Source organism: Methylobacterium sp. P3_A11 (genome assembly GCF_056403155.1).
In genome coordinates this window covers 25,121-43,289 of sequence record NZ_JBFUGA010000046.1, presented here as the reverse complement: position 1 = coordinate 43,289, position 18,169 = coordinate 25,121, and the positions used below count along the sequence as shown (strand labels likewise).

The 18,169-nt window shown below is 67.2% G+C and carries 15 protein-coding genes and 4 pseudogenes; 10 read left to right on the top strand and 9 right to left on the bottom strand.

The features are described 5' to 3' along the window. Nucleotides 1-658, top strand: a 658-nt coding sequence (locus AC1DXK_RS15910; RefSeq protein ID WP_477298308.1) for a TCP-1/cpn60 chaperonin family protein, incomplete at its 5' end; no start/stop codon positions are given. Nucleotides 659-1,088: 430 nt separating this feature from the next. On the opposite strand, the gene AC1DXK_RS15905 is transcribed toward AC1DXK_RS15910, so the two are convergent. Then, nucleotides 1,089-1,367: a hypothetical protein gene (locus AC1DXK_RS15905; RefSeq protein ID WP_457107683.1), complete on the bottom strand. Its 279-nt coding sequence runs from the start codon at nucleotides 1,365-1,367 to the stop codon at nucleotides 1,089-1,091. Nucleotides 1,368-1,640: 273 nt separating this feature from the next. Between AC1DXK_RS15905 and AC1DXK_RS15900 the strand changes: the two genes are divergently transcribed. Continuing rightward, nucleotides 1,641-1,850, top strand: a complete 210-nt coding sequence (locus AC1DXK_RS15900) for a cold-shock protein (RefSeq protein ID WP_457107682.1) — start codon at nucleotides 1,641-1,643, stop codon at nucleotides 1,848-1,850. Nucleotides 1,851-1,994: 144 nt separating this feature from the next. Here the strand turns inward: AC1DXK_RS15900 and AC1DXK_RS15895 are convergent, their stop codons facing one another. The 3 genes from AC1DXK_RS15895 to AC1DXK_RS15885 all read right to left on the bottom strand — a co-directional run bounded on the left by AC1DXK_RS15895 (nucleotide 1,995) and on the right by AC1DXK_RS15885 (nucleotide 5,831). Continuing rightward, nucleotides 1,995-2,390 carry a hypothetical protein gene (locus tag AC1DXK_RS15895; RefSeq protein ID WP_457107681.1) on the bottom strand — a complete coding sequence of 132 codons (396 nt, stop codon included), beginning with the start codon at nucleotides 2,388-2,390 and terminating at the stop codon, nucleotides 1,995-1,997. 275 nt (nucleotides 2,391-2,665) lie between these two features. Next, nucleotides 2,666-4,345 carry a methyl-accepting chemotaxis protein gene (locus AC1DXK_RS15890; protein ID WP_457107680.1) on the bottom strand — a complete coding sequence of 560 codons (1,680 nt, stop codon included), beginning with the start codon at nucleotides 4,343-4,345 and terminating at the stop codon, nucleotides 2,666-2,668. A 1,015-nt stretch (nucleotides 4,346-5,360) separates the two neighbouring features. Continuing rightward, on the bottom strand, nucleotides 5,361-5,831 hold the full coding sequence (locus tag AC1DXK_RS15885; RefSeq protein WP_457107679.1) for a PAS domain-containing protein: 471 nt from the start codon (nucleotides 5,829-5,831) through the stop codon (nucleotides 5,361-5,363). A gap of 197 nt (nucleotides 5,832-6,028) precedes the next feature. On the opposite strand from AC1DXK_RS15885, the pseudogene AC1DXK_RS15880 reads away from it, so the two are divergent. The 4 genes and pseudogenes from AC1DXK_RS15880 to AC1DXK_RS15865 all read left to right on the top strand — a co-directional run. Next, nucleotides 6,029-6,616, top strand: a pseudogene (locus AC1DXK_RS15880) (PAS domain S-box protein); the annotation flags it as partial. Nucleotides 6,617-6,642: 26 nt separating this feature from the next. Further along, nucleotides 6,643-6,738, top strand: a pseudogene (locus AC1DXK_RS15875) (hypothetical protein); the annotation flags it as partial. Between the two features lie 21 nt (nucleotides 6,739-6,759). Then, a complete protein-coding gene (locus AC1DXK_RS15870; protein WP_477298312.1) occupies nucleotides 6,760-7,536 on the top strand; it encodes a methyl-accepting chemotaxis protein in 777 nt (258 codons plus the stop codon). Nucleotides 7,537-7,628: 92 nt separating this feature from the next. Further along, nucleotides 7,629-7,958, top strand: a complete 330-nt coding sequence (locus tag AC1DXK_RS15865; protein WP_457107677.1) for a hypothetical protein — start codon at nucleotides 7,629-7,631, stop codon at nucleotides 7,956-7,958. A 697-nt stretch (nucleotides 7,959-8,655) separates the two neighbouring features. On the opposite strand, the gene AC1DXK_RS15860 is transcribed toward AC1DXK_RS15865, so the two are convergent. Continuing rightward, nucleotides 8,656-11,103: a putative bifunctional diguanylate cyclase/phosphodiesterase gene (locus tag AC1DXK_RS15860; protein WP_477298305.1), complete on the bottom strand. Its 2,448-nt coding sequence runs from the start codon at nucleotides 11,101-11,103 to the stop codon at nucleotides 8,656-8,658. 664 nt (nucleotides 11,104-11,767) lie between these two features. On the opposite strand from AC1DXK_RS15860, the gene AC1DXK_RS15855 reads away from it, so the two are divergent. The 3 genes from AC1DXK_RS15855 (at nucleotide 11,768) to AC1DXK_RS15845 (ending at nucleotide 13,442) form a co-directional block, all read left to right on the top strand. Continuing rightward, nucleotides 11,768-12,871, top strand: coding sequence for a PAS domain-containing protein (locus AC1DXK_RS15855; protein ID WP_457107675.1), 1,104 nt, complete (start codon nucleotides 11,768-11,770; stop codon nucleotides 12,869-12,871). Between the two features lie 108 nt (nucleotides 12,872-12,979). Next, a complete protein-coding gene (locus AC1DXK_RS15850; protein ID WP_457107674.1) occupies nucleotides 12,980-13,150 on the top strand; it encodes a hypothetical protein in 171 nt (56 codons plus the stop codon). A gap of 1 nt (nucleotide 13,151) precedes the next feature. Beyond that, nucleotides 13,152-13,442, top strand: a complete 291-nt coding sequence (locus AC1DXK_RS15845) for a hypothetical protein (RefSeq protein WP_477298303.1) — start codon at nucleotides 13,152-13,154, stop codon at nucleotides 13,440-13,442. Between the two features lie 11 nt (nucleotides 13,443-13,453). On the opposite strand, the gene AC1DXK_RS15840 is transcribed toward AC1DXK_RS15845, so the two are convergent. The 4 genes and pseudogenes from AC1DXK_RS15840 to AC1DXK_RS15825 all read right to left on the bottom strand — a co-directional run bounded on the left by AC1DXK_RS15840 (nucleotide 13,454) and on the right by AC1DXK_RS15825 (nucleotide 16,235). After that, nucleotides 13,454-13,720 (bottom strand): hypothetical protein, encoded by a 267-nt coding sequence (locus AC1DXK_RS15840; RefSeq protein WP_457107672.1) that lies wholly within the window; start codon nucleotides 13,718-13,720, stop codon nucleotides 13,454-13,456. Between the two features lie 154 nt (nucleotides 13,721-13,874). After that, nucleotides 13,875-14,645, bottom strand: a pseudogene (locus AC1DXK_RS15835) (IS5 family transposase). A 203-nt stretch (nucleotides 14,646-14,848) separates the two neighbouring features. Further along, nucleotides 14,849-15,322 carry a methyltransferase family protein gene (locus AC1DXK_RS15830; protein ID WP_477298301.1) on the bottom strand — a complete coding sequence of 158 codons (474 nt, stop codon included), beginning with the start codon at nucleotides 15,320-15,322 and terminating at the stop codon, nucleotides 14,849-14,851. A gap of 22 nt (nucleotides 15,323-15,344) precedes the next feature. Next, nucleotides 15,345-16,235: pseudogene (locus AC1DXK_RS15825) on the bottom strand (NAD(P)/FAD-dependent oxidoreductase). Between the two features lie 100 nt (nucleotides 16,236-16,335). On the opposite strand from AC1DXK_RS15825, the gene AC1DXK_RS15820 reads away from it, so the two are divergent. Further along, nucleotides 16,336-16,983: a TetR/AcrR family transcriptional regulator gene (locus AC1DXK_RS15820; RefSeq protein WP_457107670.1), complete on the top strand. Its 648-nt coding sequence runs from the start codon at nucleotides 16,336-16,338 to the stop codon at nucleotides 16,981-16,983. Nucleotides 16,984-18,169: the final 1,186 nt, after the last annotated feature.

Here is an 18,169-nt window from a genome sequence, read left to right as displayed (position 1 = left end):
CACCACGATCATCGACGGCGCCGGCGAGAAGTCCGACATCGAGGGCCGCATCTCGCAGATCAAGGCGCAGATCGAGGAGACCACCTCGGACTACGACCGTGAGAAGCTGCAGGAGCGTCTGGCCAAGCTCGCGGGCGGCGTCGCGGTGATCCGCGTCGGCGGTTCGACCGAGGTCGAGGTCAAGGAGAAGAAGGACCGCGTCGACGACGCCCTGCACGCCACCCGCGCGGCGGTCGAGGAAGGCATCGTCCCGGGCGGCGGCACCGCGCTGCTGCGCGCCATGGCGGCCGTAAAGGCGCTCTCGAACGACAACCCCGACGTCCAGGCCGGCATCAAGATCGTCCTCAAGGCCCTCGAAGCCCCGCTGCGCCAGATCGCGCAGAACTCAGGCGTCGAGGGCTCGATCGTGGTGGGTAAGATCCTGGCCGACAGCTCGGAGACCTTCGGCTTCAACGCCCAGACCGAAGAGTATGTCGACCTGCTCCAGGCCGGCATCGTCGACCCGGCTAAGGTCGTGCGCGCGGCGATTCAGGGCGCTGCCTCGGTCGCCGGCCTGCTGGTGACCACCGAGGCGATGATCGCCGAGGCGCCGCGCAAGGAGGCTCCGGCCATGCCCGCCGGCGGCGGCATGGGTGGCATGGGCGGCATGGATTTCTAACCGGCCGAAACAGGTCCGTAGCGCTCTCCGGCACGCCGCCAGACGGATCGTCGGGGGGCGCTTCGGGGCAGGACGCCGTGTTGGATTGACCCGGTCAGGCGATCGACCCGGGATCTACGGTTCGCTCGGCGCAGGCGTCGGGTTCATGACGGGGATCTGGTGCTCGGTCGTGAGCGTGCTTCCCGTGCCCAGACGCAGTCACGTCGTTCCTGCGCGTGAGCCCGAGGTCCTCGTTGACTCGAGCAAGTCGAACGCCGGACTTCGCGCGACAGATCCTTGCGGCCGACGCTACCGGGCCGCCAGAGGGCTGAATGGATGGTCGGCACGGTCGAGCGGATCGTCGCCGAGTCTCGGGCCTGACTTGGTCTCGGGCCTGCCTCGGGAGCCGAGATCTCGCTCCGGGACGAGAGTCTCGAGCGCAAAGCCGCGCTCACCGATCGGGCGTCGGCTCGTCCTCAAGCAGGGCGATCGCGGTCGCGATCGGGCCGTCCGGCGGTCCCACGTGGGCTATGAAGCGTGCCCGCGACCAGAGTTCGACCCGGTCTCCGTCGCTCAGGTAGAGGGCACGTTCCGTCGCGTCCGCGTCGGTGGCGGCCTCGATCGGGATGGTCGACCTGACGCTGCCATCCGGCGCGAACCGGTAGGCCCGGTACGGCGAGAGCGCGCAGGAAGAGGAGCGGCCGTTCGGGAAGCTCACGACGTCTGCCATTCGCGCCTGCCCGCTCCCGTTGCGACGACCCGCCCCAGCTATTGGAACGCGAGGCCCTCGATCCGCCGAAGCCGGCATCCTGCGCCTCCCTGCGCGGCAATGATAGCCCCGATGACGGGGCCGCCCGAGCGAACGCCGGCAACGCCGTGAAGGCCCATGCGATCGCCCGCTAGCGTCATCGGGGTGATCCAACGTATGGAACGGTCGGCCGATACGGCCGGTTCGAAGCTCACGGCACGCCGCGTTGGCGTGCCGGCGACCAGGGTTATTGCTATGGCTACCGGCACTGTGAAGTGGTTCAATGAGACCAAGGGCTACGGCTTCATCCAGCCCGACGACGGCGGCAAGGACGTGTTCGTCCACATCTCGGCGGTCGAGCGGGCTGGGATGCGCAACCTGATCGAGGGGCAGAAGGTCTCCTACGACGTCGAAGCCGACCGGCGCAGTGGCAAGGAGAGCGCCGCCAACCTGAAGGGCGCCTGAGCCTTCCTTGGTCGGGATCGCGGCACGTGCCGTCGTCCCGCATCGGCTGACTCAAGTCCGCCGACCCTCATCGCCGCGAGCCACGTTGCGTATCGGCTCGCGCCGATGAACCGATGACCTGTCTGTCCCCGCGCGCCATCGATGTCACCGCGCGGGGATCGCTCCGCCCCGGCTCACCAGGGTGGCATCCCGGTCGGATGCCTGCCACACCGGCAACGACCCCTCCCGAACGAACATGGCGAACGCCTCGACCACCTCCGCTTGGTCGAAGGCTTGCGCCCCGTCCGCGGCGCGCCCGACGATGCAGGCTGCGTCGGGCGCCTCTGCGATCGGTGGCCGGCTCTCCAGCGAGAACACCACGCCCGACCGATCCGGTCTCAGTTCATCCGGCAGGGCTCCAATCTTACGCCACAGGCAGTGCCAGCGGGCGCAGGCCTCCGGGCGCTCGGGATAGATCCCGCACGCCGTGCCGGTGTTGTGGCGGCACAGGATCCCCGCGGGCTTGTGCAGGGCCTTGATCTCCAGGACCCGACAACACACCGTGCACGGGCCGCATGATCGGCCCCGCGCGAGAGCGGCGGTCTTGTGTGGGGCGTCCACCGGGCGATCGCCTTGCCCATGAGGCTTCTTGATGATGGGTCGGTCCTCGGTGTCACGTCGTCGCGGCCTGACGCGGGGGGCGAACGTCACGGCCGTCGGACGATACCACGTCCGCGATCCGGCCGCGGCCTGGAGTGCCTCGGGCCGCGCGCGGATCGAGGTCTCGACAGCGACCTCGGGCTCATGCGCAGGAACGACGTGACTGCGTCCGCGCCCTAGGCGGCCCGAACGGTGGCCAGGAAGCGGGCGACCTGCGTACCCAGGTGTTCCGAGTGCTGCGACAGCTCGGACGCGGAGGCCAGGACCTGCGTGGCCGCCGCCCCCGTATGCTCGGATGCCTGCGCCACGCCCGCGACGTTGGCCGTGACCTCCCCCGAGCCGGTCGCGGCTTGGCTCACGTTGCGCACGATCTCCTGCGTGGCTGCGCCCTGCTCCTCGACGGCTGCCGCGATGGTGGATGCGACGGCGTTCATCTCCCGGATCCGGCCGGTGATGCCATCGATCGCCGCCACGGACTGCAAGGTCATTGCCTGGATGCGGGTGACCTCGCCACCGATCTCCTGCGTCGCACGAGCCGTCTGCTCGGCCAGCGCCTTCACCTCCGCGGCGACCACCGCAAAGCCCTTGCCCGCCGGACCGGCCCGCGCGGCCTCGATGGTGGCATTGAGGGCCAGCAGGTTCGTCTGGCTCGCGATGTTGCTGATCAGGCCTGTCGCCTCGCCGATCCGCACGGACGCGGTCTGAAGCGCATGCACCAGGTCCGTCGTACGGAGCGCTTCCGTGTCCGCGGCTCGCGCCAGCTGGGCCGAGCCACTCACCTGCCGGGCGATCTCCTCCACCGATGAGCCGAGTTCCTCGGCGGCCGCGGCGACCGTACCGATGTTGGTCGAGGTTTGCTCAGCCGCCACCGCCACGGTCGTGGACTGGCTCGCAGTCTCGGCGGCGATCCCGGCCATGCTCTGTGCCGTCGCCTGCAACTGGGTCGCCGCCGACGTGACGCTTGCGACGATGCCGCCGACCGACCGCTCGAACCCGTCTGCGATGCCGAGGAGCGAGGCCTTGCGCTCCGCCTCGGCCGCCGCTTTGGCTTCGACCGCTTGCCCCTCAAGGGCGCGAGCCCGTATCAGGCCTTCCTTGAACACACGGGTCGCCTCGATCATCCGACCGATCTCGTCGGTGCGGCGCGCGTTGGGGACCTGCTTGGTCAGATCGCCCGCGGCCAGCGCGGCCATGACGTCCGCCAGCGCGAGCGCTGGCCGTGCGATCCCGCGGCCGATCAGGAAGGCGATGGTGCCGACCAGAGCGGCGGTGACGAGCAGTCCGGCGAACAGGCTCAGCATCGTCGGGCGCATCTGCGCGGCGGTATCGTTTGCGTACACGCCGGAGCCGATAATCCAGCCCCACGGCGCGAAACCCTTCACATAGGAGATCTTATCGACAGGCTGATCCGCTCCGGGCTTTGACCACTGGTATGGCACGAACCCGGCGCCTGCCGCCTTCACAACCTCGACCATTTCGCGGAACAGGGCCTTGCCGTTCGGGTCGCGCATCTCGCCGAGATCCGTCCCATCGAGCTGCGGTTTGGCGGCATGCATGATCATGCGCGGTTGCATGTCGTTGATCCAGAAGTACTCGCTGCCGGCGTAGCGCAGGGCCTTGATGGTCGCGATGGCGGCGGTCTGGGCTGCGGCGCGCTCCATCCGACCGGCGCGCTCGTGGGCCTCGAAGTGGGCGAGGATGCCGTGGGCGGCCTCGACGAGATCCCGGGTTTTGAGCGCGCGCGCCTCAGTGACAGCGCCGTACAGCCCGTGGGCAGCCAATCCGACGAGGGCGGCGAGACCGATGAGTGCGACGATCGTGATGGCCTGAATCTTGGCGGCGACGTTGAGCTTCATGACTGGGTACCGGCATGATGAAGAGGAGCCGAATGCAGCCCAGTTAAAGATTATCGGGCGCGTCAGGCGGGTTAGACAAATCTATTTCTAAGTCGCTGTTCCGCTACGACTGATTACCCGCATCGTCGAAATCCGGTCGCTTCGCAATAAATTGCCCGCAAAAAATGGACGATATACGCTCATTTCGACCGTGTGCCGGCCGCTTGTGGCCGATTAGAAGGCTTTTGCAACCAAAAAATGCAGTATTCAGATCGAACAATCTGTGACTGATTAAATTGTCGTTCAGTCACCGGCCTCGGAACGCGTGCTCATTCGTCAAATGATTGAGATCCACTGTGACTGCAAACGTAGGTTGAATTCCCGGTGAAAATCGCGTGGTTGTCAACAATCGAGGCGCCTGGTGAAACCGAGAGGGGGGATCGGAGCTGCCTCCGTGCAATTCGCGTCCGGGTCCGCCAGGGGCGCTCATATCGATCGTTGACAGGCGCCGGACCGGATCGCCTTCACGGTGAGGCACAGCGCCCAATTCGGGCCGCGAGCAGGTCCGATGAACGCTGTTTCAGTGCATTGGCCTCTCCGAAGCGGACCGTCGCCACACCACGCGACTGAGACGCTCGACGCCTCCGACCGGCATTTCCGAACATGACTTGGGACGGTCCGTGCGCGTCCGAGTGGATGTGCCTGGAGTCCCTGACCATCGGACCGGATCCTGCCGCCTCTCCTCCGACCTGTCGGACTGGGAGGTTAGGCGGCTCGCGGGCTGACGGCAGTCATGTGGGCGCCGGCGCCGACACCTCGGATGCGGCGCGTCCCATGCGACCTTCTCTCCCCTGCCGGCATCCCTGCTGACGCGGGCGGTTGGGGCCGCATGCCGGACGGGTACCATTCCGCTCTCGCAACCGGCCCGATCGGGGGCGTCCTGTTTAAACCCTGGCACCGTCCTCACGCGCCGGTGTCTGCCCGCGCCGACGCGCCGTGCAGCCGTGGCGCGGAGCGGGACGCAGGCGAGGTCCGGTCAGCCAAAGATCGGCGCATCAAACAGCGAGACGGCACCGAGGTCCTGTCCCGCGACCGCCCTGTAGCGGCCGGTCCCGCCGCCCGCGGGCCTGCCCCGCCTGCGGACGACCTCTCGCTCGAAGGCGATGAACGCCTCCAGACGCCCATCCAGTGCGTAGAACGGGCGGATGTCGATCTCGCACAGGTAGGCTTCGCCGGTCCTGCGGTAGTTCTGCAGGCGTCCCAGGAAGCGGCCCTCGCTCCGCAACGCACGCTGGACCTGCCGCGTGCCCTCCCGGCTCGTGCCCGAACCCTGCAGCATCCGAGGCGACCGACCCAGCACATCGTCCGCCCCATAGCCGCTCATCTTAAGAAACGCGTCGTTCGCGTACAGGATGGTCGGTCCAGGTCTGTCGAGTTCCGCATCGGTGACCAGAACGCCCACGTCGAGCGGGGCGGCGATGTACCGGACGAGATCTTTCAGAGTCATGGCCCGCTCCTCGGCAGCCCGAGGAATATTCAGCATCCATTAACCCCCACTTAAAGGGCATGACAGGAAATATATCACCGATTTTTCGCGTGTGGCCCTCCAAGTTCAGGAGCCATTAGGAACTTACGAATTAAGTCTTCGCAGACTGATCTGATTGCAAAATCATAGCATTTGGCAGGCTCAATCAGAATTCATCGATGACGTTCGGTGTTTTGGAGGGTGTGATGAATTGGATGCGGAAGATCACGCCGGCCGGCGGCGCCAGCGAGATCGCTGCCTTGGCTGCGCTGCGCACCAACGTGATGATCGCCGACGCGGGCATGAACATCACGTACATGAACCCGGCTCTGACGCAGTTCATGCAGGAGGCTGAGGGCGACCTGAAAGCCGAGCTGCTCCGCTTCGACGCGGCCAAGCTGGTCGGCAGCAACATCGATATCTTCCACAAGGATCCATCCCATCAGCGCCGGATGCTGGCGACGCTCGACACGCCGCACGAGGCGACGATCCGCGTCGGCAAGCGCGTGTTCGACCTGCTCGTGACGCCGCTCACGGCCGCCGGGCGTCGCATCGGCTTCGTGGTGGAATGGGCCGACTCGCAGGAGCGGCTGCTCAACCTCGACTACTCGGCGCAGATCGCCGCGATCAGCCGCTCTCAGGCGGTCATCGAGTTCCAGCCCGACGGCACCATCGTCACCGCCAATCACAACTTCCTCGCCCTGATGGGCTACAGCCTCGACGAGGTCCGGGGCCGGAACCACAGCATCTTCGTCGAGCCCGAGAGCCGGGCAGGCCGCGAGTACAGCGACTTCTGGGATCGGCTTCGGAGGGGGAATACCAGGCCGCGCAGTTCAAGCGGCTGGCGCGCGATGGTCGGCCGGTCTGGATCGAGGGCTCGTACAACCCGATCCTCGACCGCCACGGCAAGGTGGCGAAGATCGTCAAGTTCGCGACAGACGTCACCGCCGACGTGATGCGACTCACGGAACTGAAGGTCCTCATCGACGAGAATTTCGCCGAAGTCGATCGCGCGGTGGGACGCTCGAACCGGGAATCCGAGGAAGCGCGGATCGCGGCCGGCAAGACGTCCGACAGCGTCCAGTCCGTGGCCGCTGCCGCCGAGGAGCTTGCCCGCTCGGTCAACGAGATCGCGGCCAGCATGAGCAAGGCGCGCGCGACCAGCGACGCGGCGCACCATCAGACCCAGGCGGCCGGCGCGCTGACGCAGAAGCTGAGCGACACGGCGACGGCCATGAGCGGCATCGTCGGCCTGATCCAGAACATCGCCAGCCAGATCAACCTGCTGGCGCTGAACGCGACGATCGAGTCCGCGCGGGCCGGAGAGGCCGGCCGCGGCTTCGCGGTCGTGGCCCAGGAGGTGAAGAACCTCGCCAATCAGGCCTCGCGCGCCACCGACCAGATCGCCGGCGAGATCGGCAACGTGCAAGCCGTTTCCACCCAGGTGGTCGGATCCCCGCAGACCATTCTGGCCTCGGTCGAGACGATGCGCGACTGCGTGGTGCGCACGGCCGCCGCGGTCGAGGAGCAGAGCGTGGTCACCCAGGACATGTCGGCCAACATGCAGGACGCGGCCGGGGCAGTCGGTGCGATCGCTCAGAACATCGGCGCGATCTCGCAGGCGGTCGGCAGCGTGTCCCAGGCGGTCGAGACCACCAAAGGCGCGGCCCGCGTTCTCGCACGCTGATCGGCGCCGCGGGATCGCGGCTGCGGCCGCGCCTCACGCTGGGACACCGCAAATCCTTTCGTCATCCGACCATCAGAGCGGAAGAAACGATCATGGCCGCCATCCACGCCCTTCCCGTACGGCTCGACGGTGCTGCCAGTCGTCGCCTGATCGCGGAGCTTGAGGCCTGCATCGCAGCGGGCGCCGATCCAGGCCCGCGTGTGCATCAGATCGAGGTTCTACGGCAGTCGCTGCACACGTCGCTTCGCGCACTGTCCGTGGCCTTCGCCTCCGTGGCGGACGCCCTTCCGCCTGACGACCCGGGCCGTCGCGCGGCGGAGATGTCGATCCAGCGCTTCGTTCAGTCGGTCGAGAACCTGATCGCGGATGCAGAGGCGTCGCGGGCGGCACGACCGGGCATCGCGTTGATCCCCGCAGCCTGAGACACCCCGATGGGAGGGGCGACGAGGATGCTTCGGCGGTCCTCGCCGCTCCCTTCGGAGGCGGGTCTCGGCGTCCGCCGGTCCACCGCCGAACGGTCGGCTCGGCGCCCCGCTCCGCATGCAGCCGGGGCGATACTTCGGCGACGTTCCGCTCCACCCGCGCCAGCGATTCCGGTTCGGCCGCCGGCCTCTCGTCCAAGGAATCCGGAACGCGCTTGAGCCCGTCGGCCGAAGCCCGCGGCCTGCCGGCGACCGGGGAGGCCCTGTCCGCGCCGGCGTCGACGGCGCCGGTCACGGTTTCGATCGCCGGGTCGCCGGCGTTGACGATATCCTGCATCACCCCGCTTCCGGCCGCCCGCACCGGGGCGTGGAAAACGGCCCTCTCGCTTCCGAGCCGCTCGGGCTGGAGCGGGGTCCGGGGGCGGACGCCAAGTCTCGGCCTGCCACCGCGCCGGTCTCCTCAGAGACTGACGCCGCGCTGTCGATGGTCGAGGTCACTTCGCGCGTGCCGCTCACGGCTCGAGAGGCGTTGTGCGACCCCTGCGCACGATCTCCTGTGCGGGGGCGCAGTGCGGCTCGAGAGTTGCGGCCACCGCACCGATCTCACGGATGCGTCCTGCGATGCCGCCGCCAAGCCGGCCTCACACGATCTGGTGTCTGTCTTCCGGCCGTCGCAGCGTTGCGTGCACCCTGCCGGTCATGAAGCGCGAACCAGCGACAGGACCGGGCGCGGGGCGGATGCCGGCATCGCCTCGGCCGCCGGAGCGAACCCCGTCGCGACCGGGTCGCCCTTCGGATGGTCCCCGCTGGCGCAAGGCGCCGGAGCCGCACCTTCGATCCGCCGAATGAGGGCCGCGACCTCGGAGGCCGGACGCGCAGGGCTGTAGAGGAAGCCCTGCGCGATGTCGCATCGCTTGTCCCTGAGGACGTCGAGTTGCTGGCGCGTCTCGACCCCCTCCACCGTCACGTTCATCGACAGGGCACGCGCCATCCGGGCGATGGCCTCGACGACCGCGATCTTCTCGGGGCGCCCCTGCAGGTCGCGCACGAACGAGCGGTCGACCTTCACCTTGTCGAACGGGAACTCGGTCAGGTAGCTCAGGCTGGAATAGCCGGTGCCGAAGTCGTCCAGCGCGATGCGGACGCCCGTCGCGCGCAGACGCTTCAGGTTCTCCAGCACCTCCGGCCCGTGGTCGAGCAGCACCGACTCGGTGATCTCGATCTCCAGCCGCTCCGGGGCGAGGCCGGTCTCGCGGAGGACGGCGGCCACCTCCGCGTGGAAGCTCGGCATGCGCACATGGATGGAGGAGATGTTCACCGCGACGTGCAGGTCGGGCCAGGTGCGGGCGTCCGTGCAGGCGCGGCGCAACGCCCAGCGGCCGATCTCGACGATGAAGCCCGTGGCCTCGGCGATGGGGATGATCTCGCCCGGCGAGATCCAGCCATGCCCGGCCGTGTTCCAGCGCAGGAGCGCCTCGAATCCGGTGACCCGGCCGCTCCGCATGTCGACGAGGGGCTGGTAGTGCAGCTCCATCTCGTCCGCCGCCAGGGCGGCGCGCATGTCGAGATCGAGCTGGCGTTGGCGGACGACCCGCGCCTCCAGCGAGGGGTCGAAGGTGCGCCAGCGGCCCTTGCCATCGGCCTTGGCGGCGTAGAGGGCGAGGTCGGCGCGCATGAGCAGAGTCGTCGGCTCGATGGCATCCTCCGGCACGTAGGCGATGCCGACGCTGACCCCGACCTCAAGCTGGGCCTCGTCGATCCGGAACGGGCGACACAGCGCGGCCACGATGCGCGAGGCCAGATCCTCGGCCTCGACGCGTCCGACGTCACGCACGACCACCGCGAACTCGTCGCCGCCGAGCCGGAAGACGCCGTGCGGTTCTCCGATCGCGCGCAGGCGCACGGCGACCTCCTGCAGGAGCCGGTCCCCGACCAGGTGGCCGCGGGTGTCGTTGACGGCCTTGAAGCCGTCGAGGTCCAGGTAGAACAGGGCGCTCCGGCGCTCGGCCGTGGTGCGGATATCGCGGCACAGGGCGACCAGCGCCTCCTGGAAGCCGCCGCGGTTGGGCAATCCCGTCAGGTTGTCGTGCCCCGCGAGGAACGCGATGCGGGCCTGCGCCTCCCGGCTCTCGGTGGCGTCCGAGCCCACGCCGCGGTAGCCGGTGAAGGCCCCCTGCGCGTCGCGGACGAGCTTGCCGTTGAGCGTGAGCCACCGCGTGCCATCGGCCGTCTGCAGGCGGACGGTCCGGTCGCGGAAGGGCGCGCGCGCCTCCATGGCGGCGGCGACCGCCGCGGCGTCCGCATCGCCGCCGTCCGGATGGGCGAACGTCCGCAGAAGGGCCGGCAGCGTCCTGTGGCGCAGGCCGGCGGCGTCGACGCCGAGCAGGGCGGCGACCGCCGTGCGGGCCTGTCGGAGCCGACCGGCCGTGTCGGTCTCCCACAGCCAGTCGCTCGTGCCTTCGGCGAAGTCCTTGAGGAGGAACCCGATGGTCTCGCTCTGCGTCTGCACCATGACCCGGTCGCGGATGCGCTGGTAGGCGTGCCGGCACATCCGGCGTGCGCTGACGAACACGAAGGCCGCATAGATCGCCAGAAGGACCCCGACATACGGCCCGACCGGACCCTCGCAGCCGGCGAGCCCGACGAACGTGCCGACCACGACGGGCGCCACCGCAAGCACCGCCAGGGAAAAGATCGAGCCCGCGACGTAGGCATGCGAGATCAGGGCGGCGCAGACCGCGCCGACCACGATCCGATAGGCGTTGTCGAGGGTCGGCAGCAGGACCGCCGGCATGCTCGCCCAGGCGAGGCCGCGCCCGAGCGCGAGCGCGTGAAGGACGAAGAAGGCTTCCCGGGCGCGCGCACCGTCGCCGAGCCGGCCGCGGTAGCGCCGCAAGGCAACCATGGCCGCCATGCAGAGGGCGGTCACCGCCGCGGCGAGGCCGGCGAGGTAGGCGTGCGGAACGATGTCCCAGAAGATAACGGCCAGCGCCAGCACGACGGCGGCCTGGGTCACCGCCGAGTATCTGCCGAGCTGGAGCGTCTCGGCGAGCATCGCCGCGCGCGTCGCCGCGCGCTGGCGGGCGTCCTCGTCCTGAACGAGTGCGCTGTCGTCGGCCTCAGCCGGCAGGATGATCTCGCTCATGGCGGTCCACCTCTACGCGGCCATCGGCGGCGCGCCGCGATCGGGCGATCCCGGACGTGCGGCGGGGCATGCGCGGGAACGCGCCCGCATCGTCGATCGCAAGCCCGAAGGTCGCCTCGATCCGTCCTTCCGCGGGCCGCCATGGGCGGACGCCACCTGGCCGTCGGAGCCGCACGCGACCGATGCCCGCACGGGATCGAGCGCGTCGAGCCCGACCCCGAGATCAATACTTCGAATGAGCATGTGATATCCCAATGCTGAAGGGAGCCTTCGCCGCTCTTTCTGTGAATATAAAATTCCCACGCTGCCAGAGCCTCAAAGCGGTCCATGAAACACGCGCGTATTCGCCGGTTTGTCGGACTGATTTTCTGTCTTTTCGGAGCCTTGCCGGCGTGCCGGGTCTGGATGGCGGTTTTTCTTCCATCGGCGACCATCGTCACTAACTGAGCTCAGGCCATTCGTTGCCGAGATATGAACTTGGTCTCGGCACGGCCGCGATGCTGTTCGTGCGCCGCCCTTTCGCCCTTACCTCCTATTCCGCGAGCGAAAACCTTCCGGTATCGGCTCCGTGTGACCCGATGCGTGCCTTTTTAACGATCCGGACACCGTGGCCATGGCATGAAGATATCCACGACCTGCGGGGCTGGTGACGGACGGAGAGACGATGCCCACACGGACTCTGATGCGGCGCCAGGGCTCCGCCGAGGCCGGCGCGGCGCCGCGCCCGATCTCCTCACGCCACTTCCTCAAGCTGATCGAGGACACCGGCAAGGTCGGATTCTGGTCGGCCGACCTGCGCTCGGAACGGCTGGAGGCTTCGCCGGGCCTCTATCGCATCCTGGGCCTGGACCCAGCCTCCGACATGACGTTCGGCTTCGGCCTCGACATGATCCACCCCGAAGATCAGGCTGCGCACGGCGACCAGATCGCGGTGCTGCGCTCCGGTCAGCCGATCAGCCGCGAGTTCCGCATCGTCCGGCCGGACCGGACCCAGCGCTGGGTGCTGCACCATGCCGAGGTCGTCCTCGGGTCGGACGGTCTCCCGAGTCAGGGCGTGGGCGTCGTGTTCGACGTGACCGTGCAGCACGACACCATGACCGCGCTCATGCAGCGCCACGACCGGCTGAACGCCCTCATCGCCGCTACGGCCTCGGTCTTCTGGGTCAACAAGGCCAACGGCGAGCCCAGCGAGATGCCGCAGTGGATGGCGCTGACCGGCCAGACCCACGCGCAGATGAAGGGCCTGGGCTGGCTGGATGCCATTCACCCCGACGATCGCGCCCGCACCCTCGCGGCCTGGACGACGGCGGTCGAGCACACCGAGCCCTACAATACGGATTACCGCGTGCTCTGCGCGGACGGCATCTACCGCTGGTTCAACGCCCGCGGCGCGCCGGTCCTGAACCGCGACGGGGCGGTGCGCGAGTGGGTCGGCGTCTGCCTCAAGGTGGCGGGCCGTACCCGCTACGGTGCCCCGTCCTCCGCGACCGATGCAGCGGTGGCGACCGCCGCGCCCAAGCCGTTCCACGGCGAGGAGCTTCTCACCCCCGGGCAGATCCGGGCGGCACGAGCCCTGACTGGCCTGTCGAAGGACGAGTTGGCCGCGCTGGCCAACGTCTCGGTTTCCACGCTCAACCGGATGGAGGATCCCGCCTCCGCAGTCCGATCGCGCTCCGAGACACTCCTGGCCGTGCGCCGTGCCCTGGAGGAGGCCGGCGTCGAGTTCATCTTCGAGGCGGGCAAGAAGCCCGGCGTCCGCGAGGCGTGACGGCGCGCGGTCGCCAGMGCCGACGCGGGCGGGGTGGTCAGCGGCGGGGGCTGGGTCGGGTTGCCCGACCAGCCCCGCCCCGAGAGAGTTCCGTTAAGCGACACGGTGATGGCACCCAAGGGTAGTCAAGCGCTGCGCACCTTTCGCGAGGGGCTGGCCGAGAAGGCCCACCGTGCGCTCGAGGGCCACATGGACGCTCTCGATCGGACAGCCGCGTTCGCGGACGCCCGGGATGACGAATTTCCAGGCTTTGCGCCGAGCACCGAAGAGGATGCCTGAAATGATCGAGCAGACCGCAACTCCTGCCGCCGAGCCTGAGGTCGACGACGCTCGGGAACGGGCCATCGTCGAGGCGACGGGTCACCGCCGCCAAATCGGCCGCTGCCGCGAGATGGAGCGATACGGCATCAAGATGGTCCTCGTGGATGCACCAAGGAAAGGCGATCCCGAGGCGCATGGCTGGACGACGCACTTCTCCACTGGCTCGTCCCTGTTCGGCGTCCCGCTCCGCACGGTGCGATCCGCCGACCGGGCGTCCGGGATCCGGATGAACTCGGAGGATCGCAGATGACCCGGACGCTTTTAGGGGTTCAATCCAGCATGGGGCTTCCGCACCAAGCGGACCGGTTCTGCTGAATCGACCTGCGAACGAGCCTCGATCCGATGCGACATGCGACCGACGCCCATCATGGATTGAAGCTTCGCGGTCACGCCGATCAGGACCAGCAGTCCCATCACCAGCGCGAAGACGGTCAACGTGTGCCGGATTGCGTCATCGTACTGCCGCCCGGCGTAGATGATCAGCCAGCCCACGCCGACGAACGCTGAGGCCGAGATCAGCGGGATCATCGGATCGAACATCGCGGCATCAACGGCCAGGGCTTTAGTCGGGTTCAGCGGCTCGGCGTCGCGCCCCTCCCGGCGAGCGAGGAGGGCGTCGCGGCATGAATGACTTAGTCGGTGCCTCCGCGAGCGATCCCGACTTGGAAGCCGCCAGGGCGTGTCATTGCTTGAGCCAGTCGAGGGCTGCAGCGCGGGAAAGGACGCCTATGAAGCTGGCGGTGGTTTTCTCGTAGCGGGTTGCGATRGCACGCCATTCCTCGAGCCTGGCCCAGAGGCGCTCGACCTGATTGCGGTTATTGTAGATCCAGTCCGGGAAGGCGGCGGGGGCCTCGTGGCGCTGAGGCGGGATCGCGGGACGCGCACCCATGTCCCAGATGTGCTCGCGGAAGGCGTGACCGGTGTAGCCGCGGTCTCCGACGACCCACTTGGGCACCGCCGGGCAGTTGGTCGAGCAGTGGAACCGCATGGGGCAGTTCATGGGCCTGCCCCGGTGCCAGCCGGAAGGCGATGGCGCGGCCTTGCCCGTCGGCGATCACGCAAGCCTTGGTGCCATAGCCGCCACGCGAGCGGCCAACAGCCTCACGAGTGTCTCGCTCGGCCCCAGATCCCCACTTTTGGCGGCACCGGCCGCCGTCGGGTGCGCGTGAATGTTCGTGCCGTCGAGGAACACCATGCCGAGTTGAACCCCACGCTCCTGCACGAGGCTGAGGAGCCGTTCCCAGGCGCCAGCACGAGACCAGCGGATGAAGATCTGCGCGGGCCGCCACCAGGGACCCAGATCCTCCGGAATGGCCCGCCATTTGGCCCTGTTCTGATGCCGCCAGAGAATGGCCGAGAGCGTGCGTTGCAGGTCCTGCGGTGACGTCTTGGCCTTCGGCCGGCATGCCTCGACCAGGGGCTCCAGCTCAGACCATTGCGCGTCGCTCAGCATCATCCTTCTTATCTTGGAGAGAGTAAAACGCGAGCCTCACCAAACCGTTCAGGCGACAACAGGCCCTAAGGGTGGATTTCCGCCAGTCAGCTTCGGAGCTTCGAAAGTTGATAGCTGCCGGTATGGGAGACGTTTGATCTTTGCACCGCAGCCATGCTGAGCCCGCTGGTTTCGCGGCCATGCAGTCGGCAGCGGCGGGATCGTCATAGCCAGCGGCGAACCGCGGCCCTGTAGCGGCGGTAGTCGTCGCCGAACTTCGCTTCGAGATAACGCTCCTCGCGGGCGATCACCTGCGTCTGGATCGCGATCAGCACCAACGGGAGCAGGGCCAAGGCGACCGGCCCGTCGAGGCTGATGGCAAGGCCGGCATAGATTAGCGCCATGCCGAGATACATGGGATTACGGGTCCACCGATAGGGACCGGTCGTTGCAATGAGGGCCGTTGGCTGCGACGGCCGCACGTTGGTGCCTAGCCGCCGGAACAGCCCCGCCGCAGCGAGCATCRTGGCAACGCCGGCGACGAACAGCAGCCCGCCCGTCGCGACCAGCACCCGCCCGTCGATGCCGAACGAGCGAAGGGTGACGAACCGCTCGGTCGTCAGCCCCAACAGCAGCGCTCCCAGATAGATGAGGGGCGGAGGGAAGCGCACACCCGCGCTGTCCTGTTCGATGGTCATGCTCATTCTCCAATCGGTGCCGTCAAACCAGCATCGACTGCTGGGCGAAGATCCCCGCCATCGCACCTTGCGAGGATGCCTGGGTGACCGAGGGCATGCCGGGAGTGGTGAGGTCGCCGGCGGCATAGATGCCGGGCATGCTGGTCTCGCGGCGCTCGTCGACCTTGAGGGCAAGGCCCAGAGGCGTTTCAGCCGTGGCGAGGCCCAGCGTTTCATGGAGGGTTGCGGACGGCTTGTTGCGGGGATGCGCGAACAGGATGTCGACCGCGACACTGCGGTGATCGAGGCTGACAAGCGCGCTATGGCCCCCGGCATTGGCGACCTGCGTGATCCGGCCGTCGACGACGGGGACGTTGCGCCGCTCCAGATCGGCCCGAATATCTGGTGGAATGTCGTGGCCATCGGCGAAGACCGTCAATCTATCGGTCCAATCGTGGAACAGCCGGGCTTGATTGTGCGACTGCCGGCCGGACCAGACGAGACCCCAATGCTGGCCGGCAGCTTCGAAGCCGTCGCACTAGGGGCAGGGCACGATGGACGTGCCCCAGTTTTCGGCAAATCCCGGGACATTGGGCATCTGGTCGACGACGCCGTAGCTGAGGATCAGGCGGCGCGCCCTCAAGGTCTCGCCGTCGCCGGTGTCCACAGAGAAATCGTCGATGGCGCCGGTGACGCTGTCGGCCCGAGCGTTGACCAGCCTGATCGTAGGATAACGCGTCAGCTGCTGCCGCGCCTCGGCCARGATGTCCAAYGGTGGCTTGTGATCGTGGCCGAGCAGGCCRTGCGAGYGGCCWGCGAAGCGRTTGCGYGGCAGGCCGGTATCGAGAACGGCGACCTTACGACAAGCACGGCCGASCTGCAGGGCGGCTGCAAGRCCGGCAAAGYTGCCGCCGATGATGATGACATCATCCATGAGTTGGGCTCCGGGTTGCGGATGGAGTGGCTTGCCCATTTCGGAAACCGCGTGGTATCGTAATTCGATAATTAAGATACCGTCAAGGACTGAAAATAAGGTGACCGGTAAAAGCCAAGGCCGTCGCGGCCGCCCCGCCAACGAGACGCTTGGCCAAACGATCATCGACGCCGCGGGCGAACTCTTTAAGGAGTTAGGTTTTCAAGCGACGACTTTGGACAAGGTCGCTCGGCGAGCGAAAATATCTAAGCTCAGCATCTATCGGCATTTCGAGAACAAGGAGGCACTGTTCAGCGCATCCGTCGCGGCGAACTGCCATCAGTTAGCACCGGTAGCCCTTTTTGAAGGCGTCGACGGCTCGGCTGAAGATCAGCTCATGGTGGTGGGATCATCCCTGCTTCGCACGCTGCTGAGCACAGACGTCCGCAGCGTCGAAGCCATGATCATGACCGACAAGACAAACCAAAAATCGCTAAGTAAAATTTTCTACGACGCCGGATCCGTTCATGTCATGGCTCAAATCGAGGCCCTGCTGCGTCAGATGCATGCGAAGGCGCTTTTGAAAGTGCCCGATCCTTTCCAGTCCGCCCGTTTGTTTGCCGCGCTCATTAAAGGATCCGACCTCTTGATCATCGCACGCTTCGATGAGGCCAGAGCAGAGGACAACACTGAAATCGAAGCCTATTGCCGGTCGGCAGTCGCCATGTTCGTCGCCGCGCATCGCGGCAACGAACATGCGGGCAAATAGCGTCGGTGTAGACCCATGGTCAGTCCCTCCCCCGGTTACGGACGAAGGTCTGCTTCAGGGAATCACTGATGGCTATCCGTGCGACTGACTTGGTTCGATGGGAGGCCGTCCGCTTTTTCGGCGAACCTACTCGGAAGCGGACCTGCTGCTTTCGGCCGGATCCGGCCAGCACCAATGGCCTGCCGAGCATCATGATCGCGTGGGCTTGCGAGGGCCCGATTCGAGGCGGGAGGCGGATAGGATTCAGGCGGCCCTACCGTCCTGGCCCGGTAAACAAGCTGGTGCGACGCAAGGCCCCGGAAGATCTGTCGCAAATCCACGCGCCTGAGGGTCAGCATTTCGGCCCCCTGGCCGGGATCCACCCCCGCCGGAACGGGGATGGGCACAGGGGCGCAATGTGGCTGGTCATCCCCCAGCGCCGGCGACGTGCACGATCAAATGAGCGCTGTCACCCTGTGAGGCATCCACGGCCCGTGCAAGCTCTGTCCTGGCTATGCCGTCCGCAAGCGCCAGTAGGCCGGCGAGCACGAGCACGATCGAGGCGCCACGAAGAACGATGGAGTGGTTGAGCATGGCCGGCGCCCCAAGGACGCTCGAACCATAGCTGAGCCTTCGTCCAACTGCTGCCGCACCATCGCCACAGCAGTACGAAAAGTGAACGACTGTGTCGGGGCCGCGAGCCTGCCTGCGGCCTGAGCCGGTGAACGAGGTGCCGCGCTGAGACGGCGGTATCGAACCGGCCCTCAGGCAAGCGCCTGCGGATGCGGTGATGGAGTTCCGCTATAGGTTTCAAGCTTGAGCAAGCAGCCGGTGTGGGATCGACGGTGCTGAATCTTCAGACTGCCCGCGCCGACGGTTCCCTGTAAGGTTCACTCGGCCGTGACAGGATGGGCAACGCTTCTGCTCCATCGTGTACAAACCGCGCGCGTCAGCGAGGGTGATCAAGCGCTACGTTCCATTCACCTTTACTTCGCGCGTCGGATCGCCAGCCATCAGTATACTCGTTCCGTCGAAGTTGCTGCATCGACCTGCGCTCGAGCGCGCATGCTTGCGCTGCCATGGCTGATGGTCCGTTGCCTTATCCGACGTGGCGGGCCGTCCTTAACCGGGACGGGCGGCAGGGCGCCGCCCCCCCACTTCCTACTGGCCATCGCGGCACGGGCGACGACTGCGCCCGCAACGGCTC

Excerpts from the sequence above, each read along its gene's own strand:
- AC1DXK_RS15900 (WP_457107682.1), top strand. The coding sequence starts at position 1,641 with ATGGCTACCGGCACTGTGAAGTGGTTCAATGAGACCAAGGGCTACGGC.
- AC1DXK_RS15855 (WP_457107675.1), top strand. The coding sequence starts at position 11,768 with ATGCCCACACGGACTCTGATGCGGCGCCAGGGCTCCGCCGAGGCCGGC.
- AC1DXK_RS15850 (WP_457107674.1), top strand. The coding sequence starts at position 12,980 with ATGGCACCCAAGGGTAGTCAAGCGCTGCGCACCTTTCGCGAGGGGCTG.
- AC1DXK_RS15905 (WP_457107683.1), bottom strand. The coding sequence starts at position 1,367 with ATGGCAGACGTCGTGAGCTTCCCGAACGGCCGCTCCTCTTCCTGCGCG.
- AC1DXK_RS15845 (WP_477298303.1), top strand. The coding sequence starts at position 13,152 with ATGATCGAGCAGACCGCAACTCCTGCCGCCGAGCCTGAGGTCGACGAC.
- AC1DXK_RS15890 (WP_457107680.1), bottom strand. The coding sequence starts at position 4,345 with ATGAAGCTCAACGTCGCCGCCAAGATTCAGGCCATCACGATCGTCGCA.
- AC1DXK_RS15885 (WP_457107679.1), bottom strand. The coding sequence starts at position 5,831 with ATGACTCTGAAAGATCTCGTCCGGTACATCGCCGCCCCGCTCGACGTG.
- AC1DXK_RS15860 (WP_477298305.1), bottom strand. The coding sequence starts at position 11,103 with ATGAGCGAGATCATCCTGCCGGCTGAGGCCGACGACAGCGCACTCGTT.
- AC1DXK_RS15865 (WP_457107677.1), top strand. The coding sequence starts at position 7,629 with ATGGCCGCCATCCACGCCCTTCCCGTACGGCTCGACGGTGCTGCCAGT.
- AC1DXK_RS15840 (WP_457107672.1), bottom strand. The coding sequence starts at position 13,720 with ATGATCCCGCTGATCTCGGCCTCAGCGTTCGTCGGCGTGGGCTGGCTG.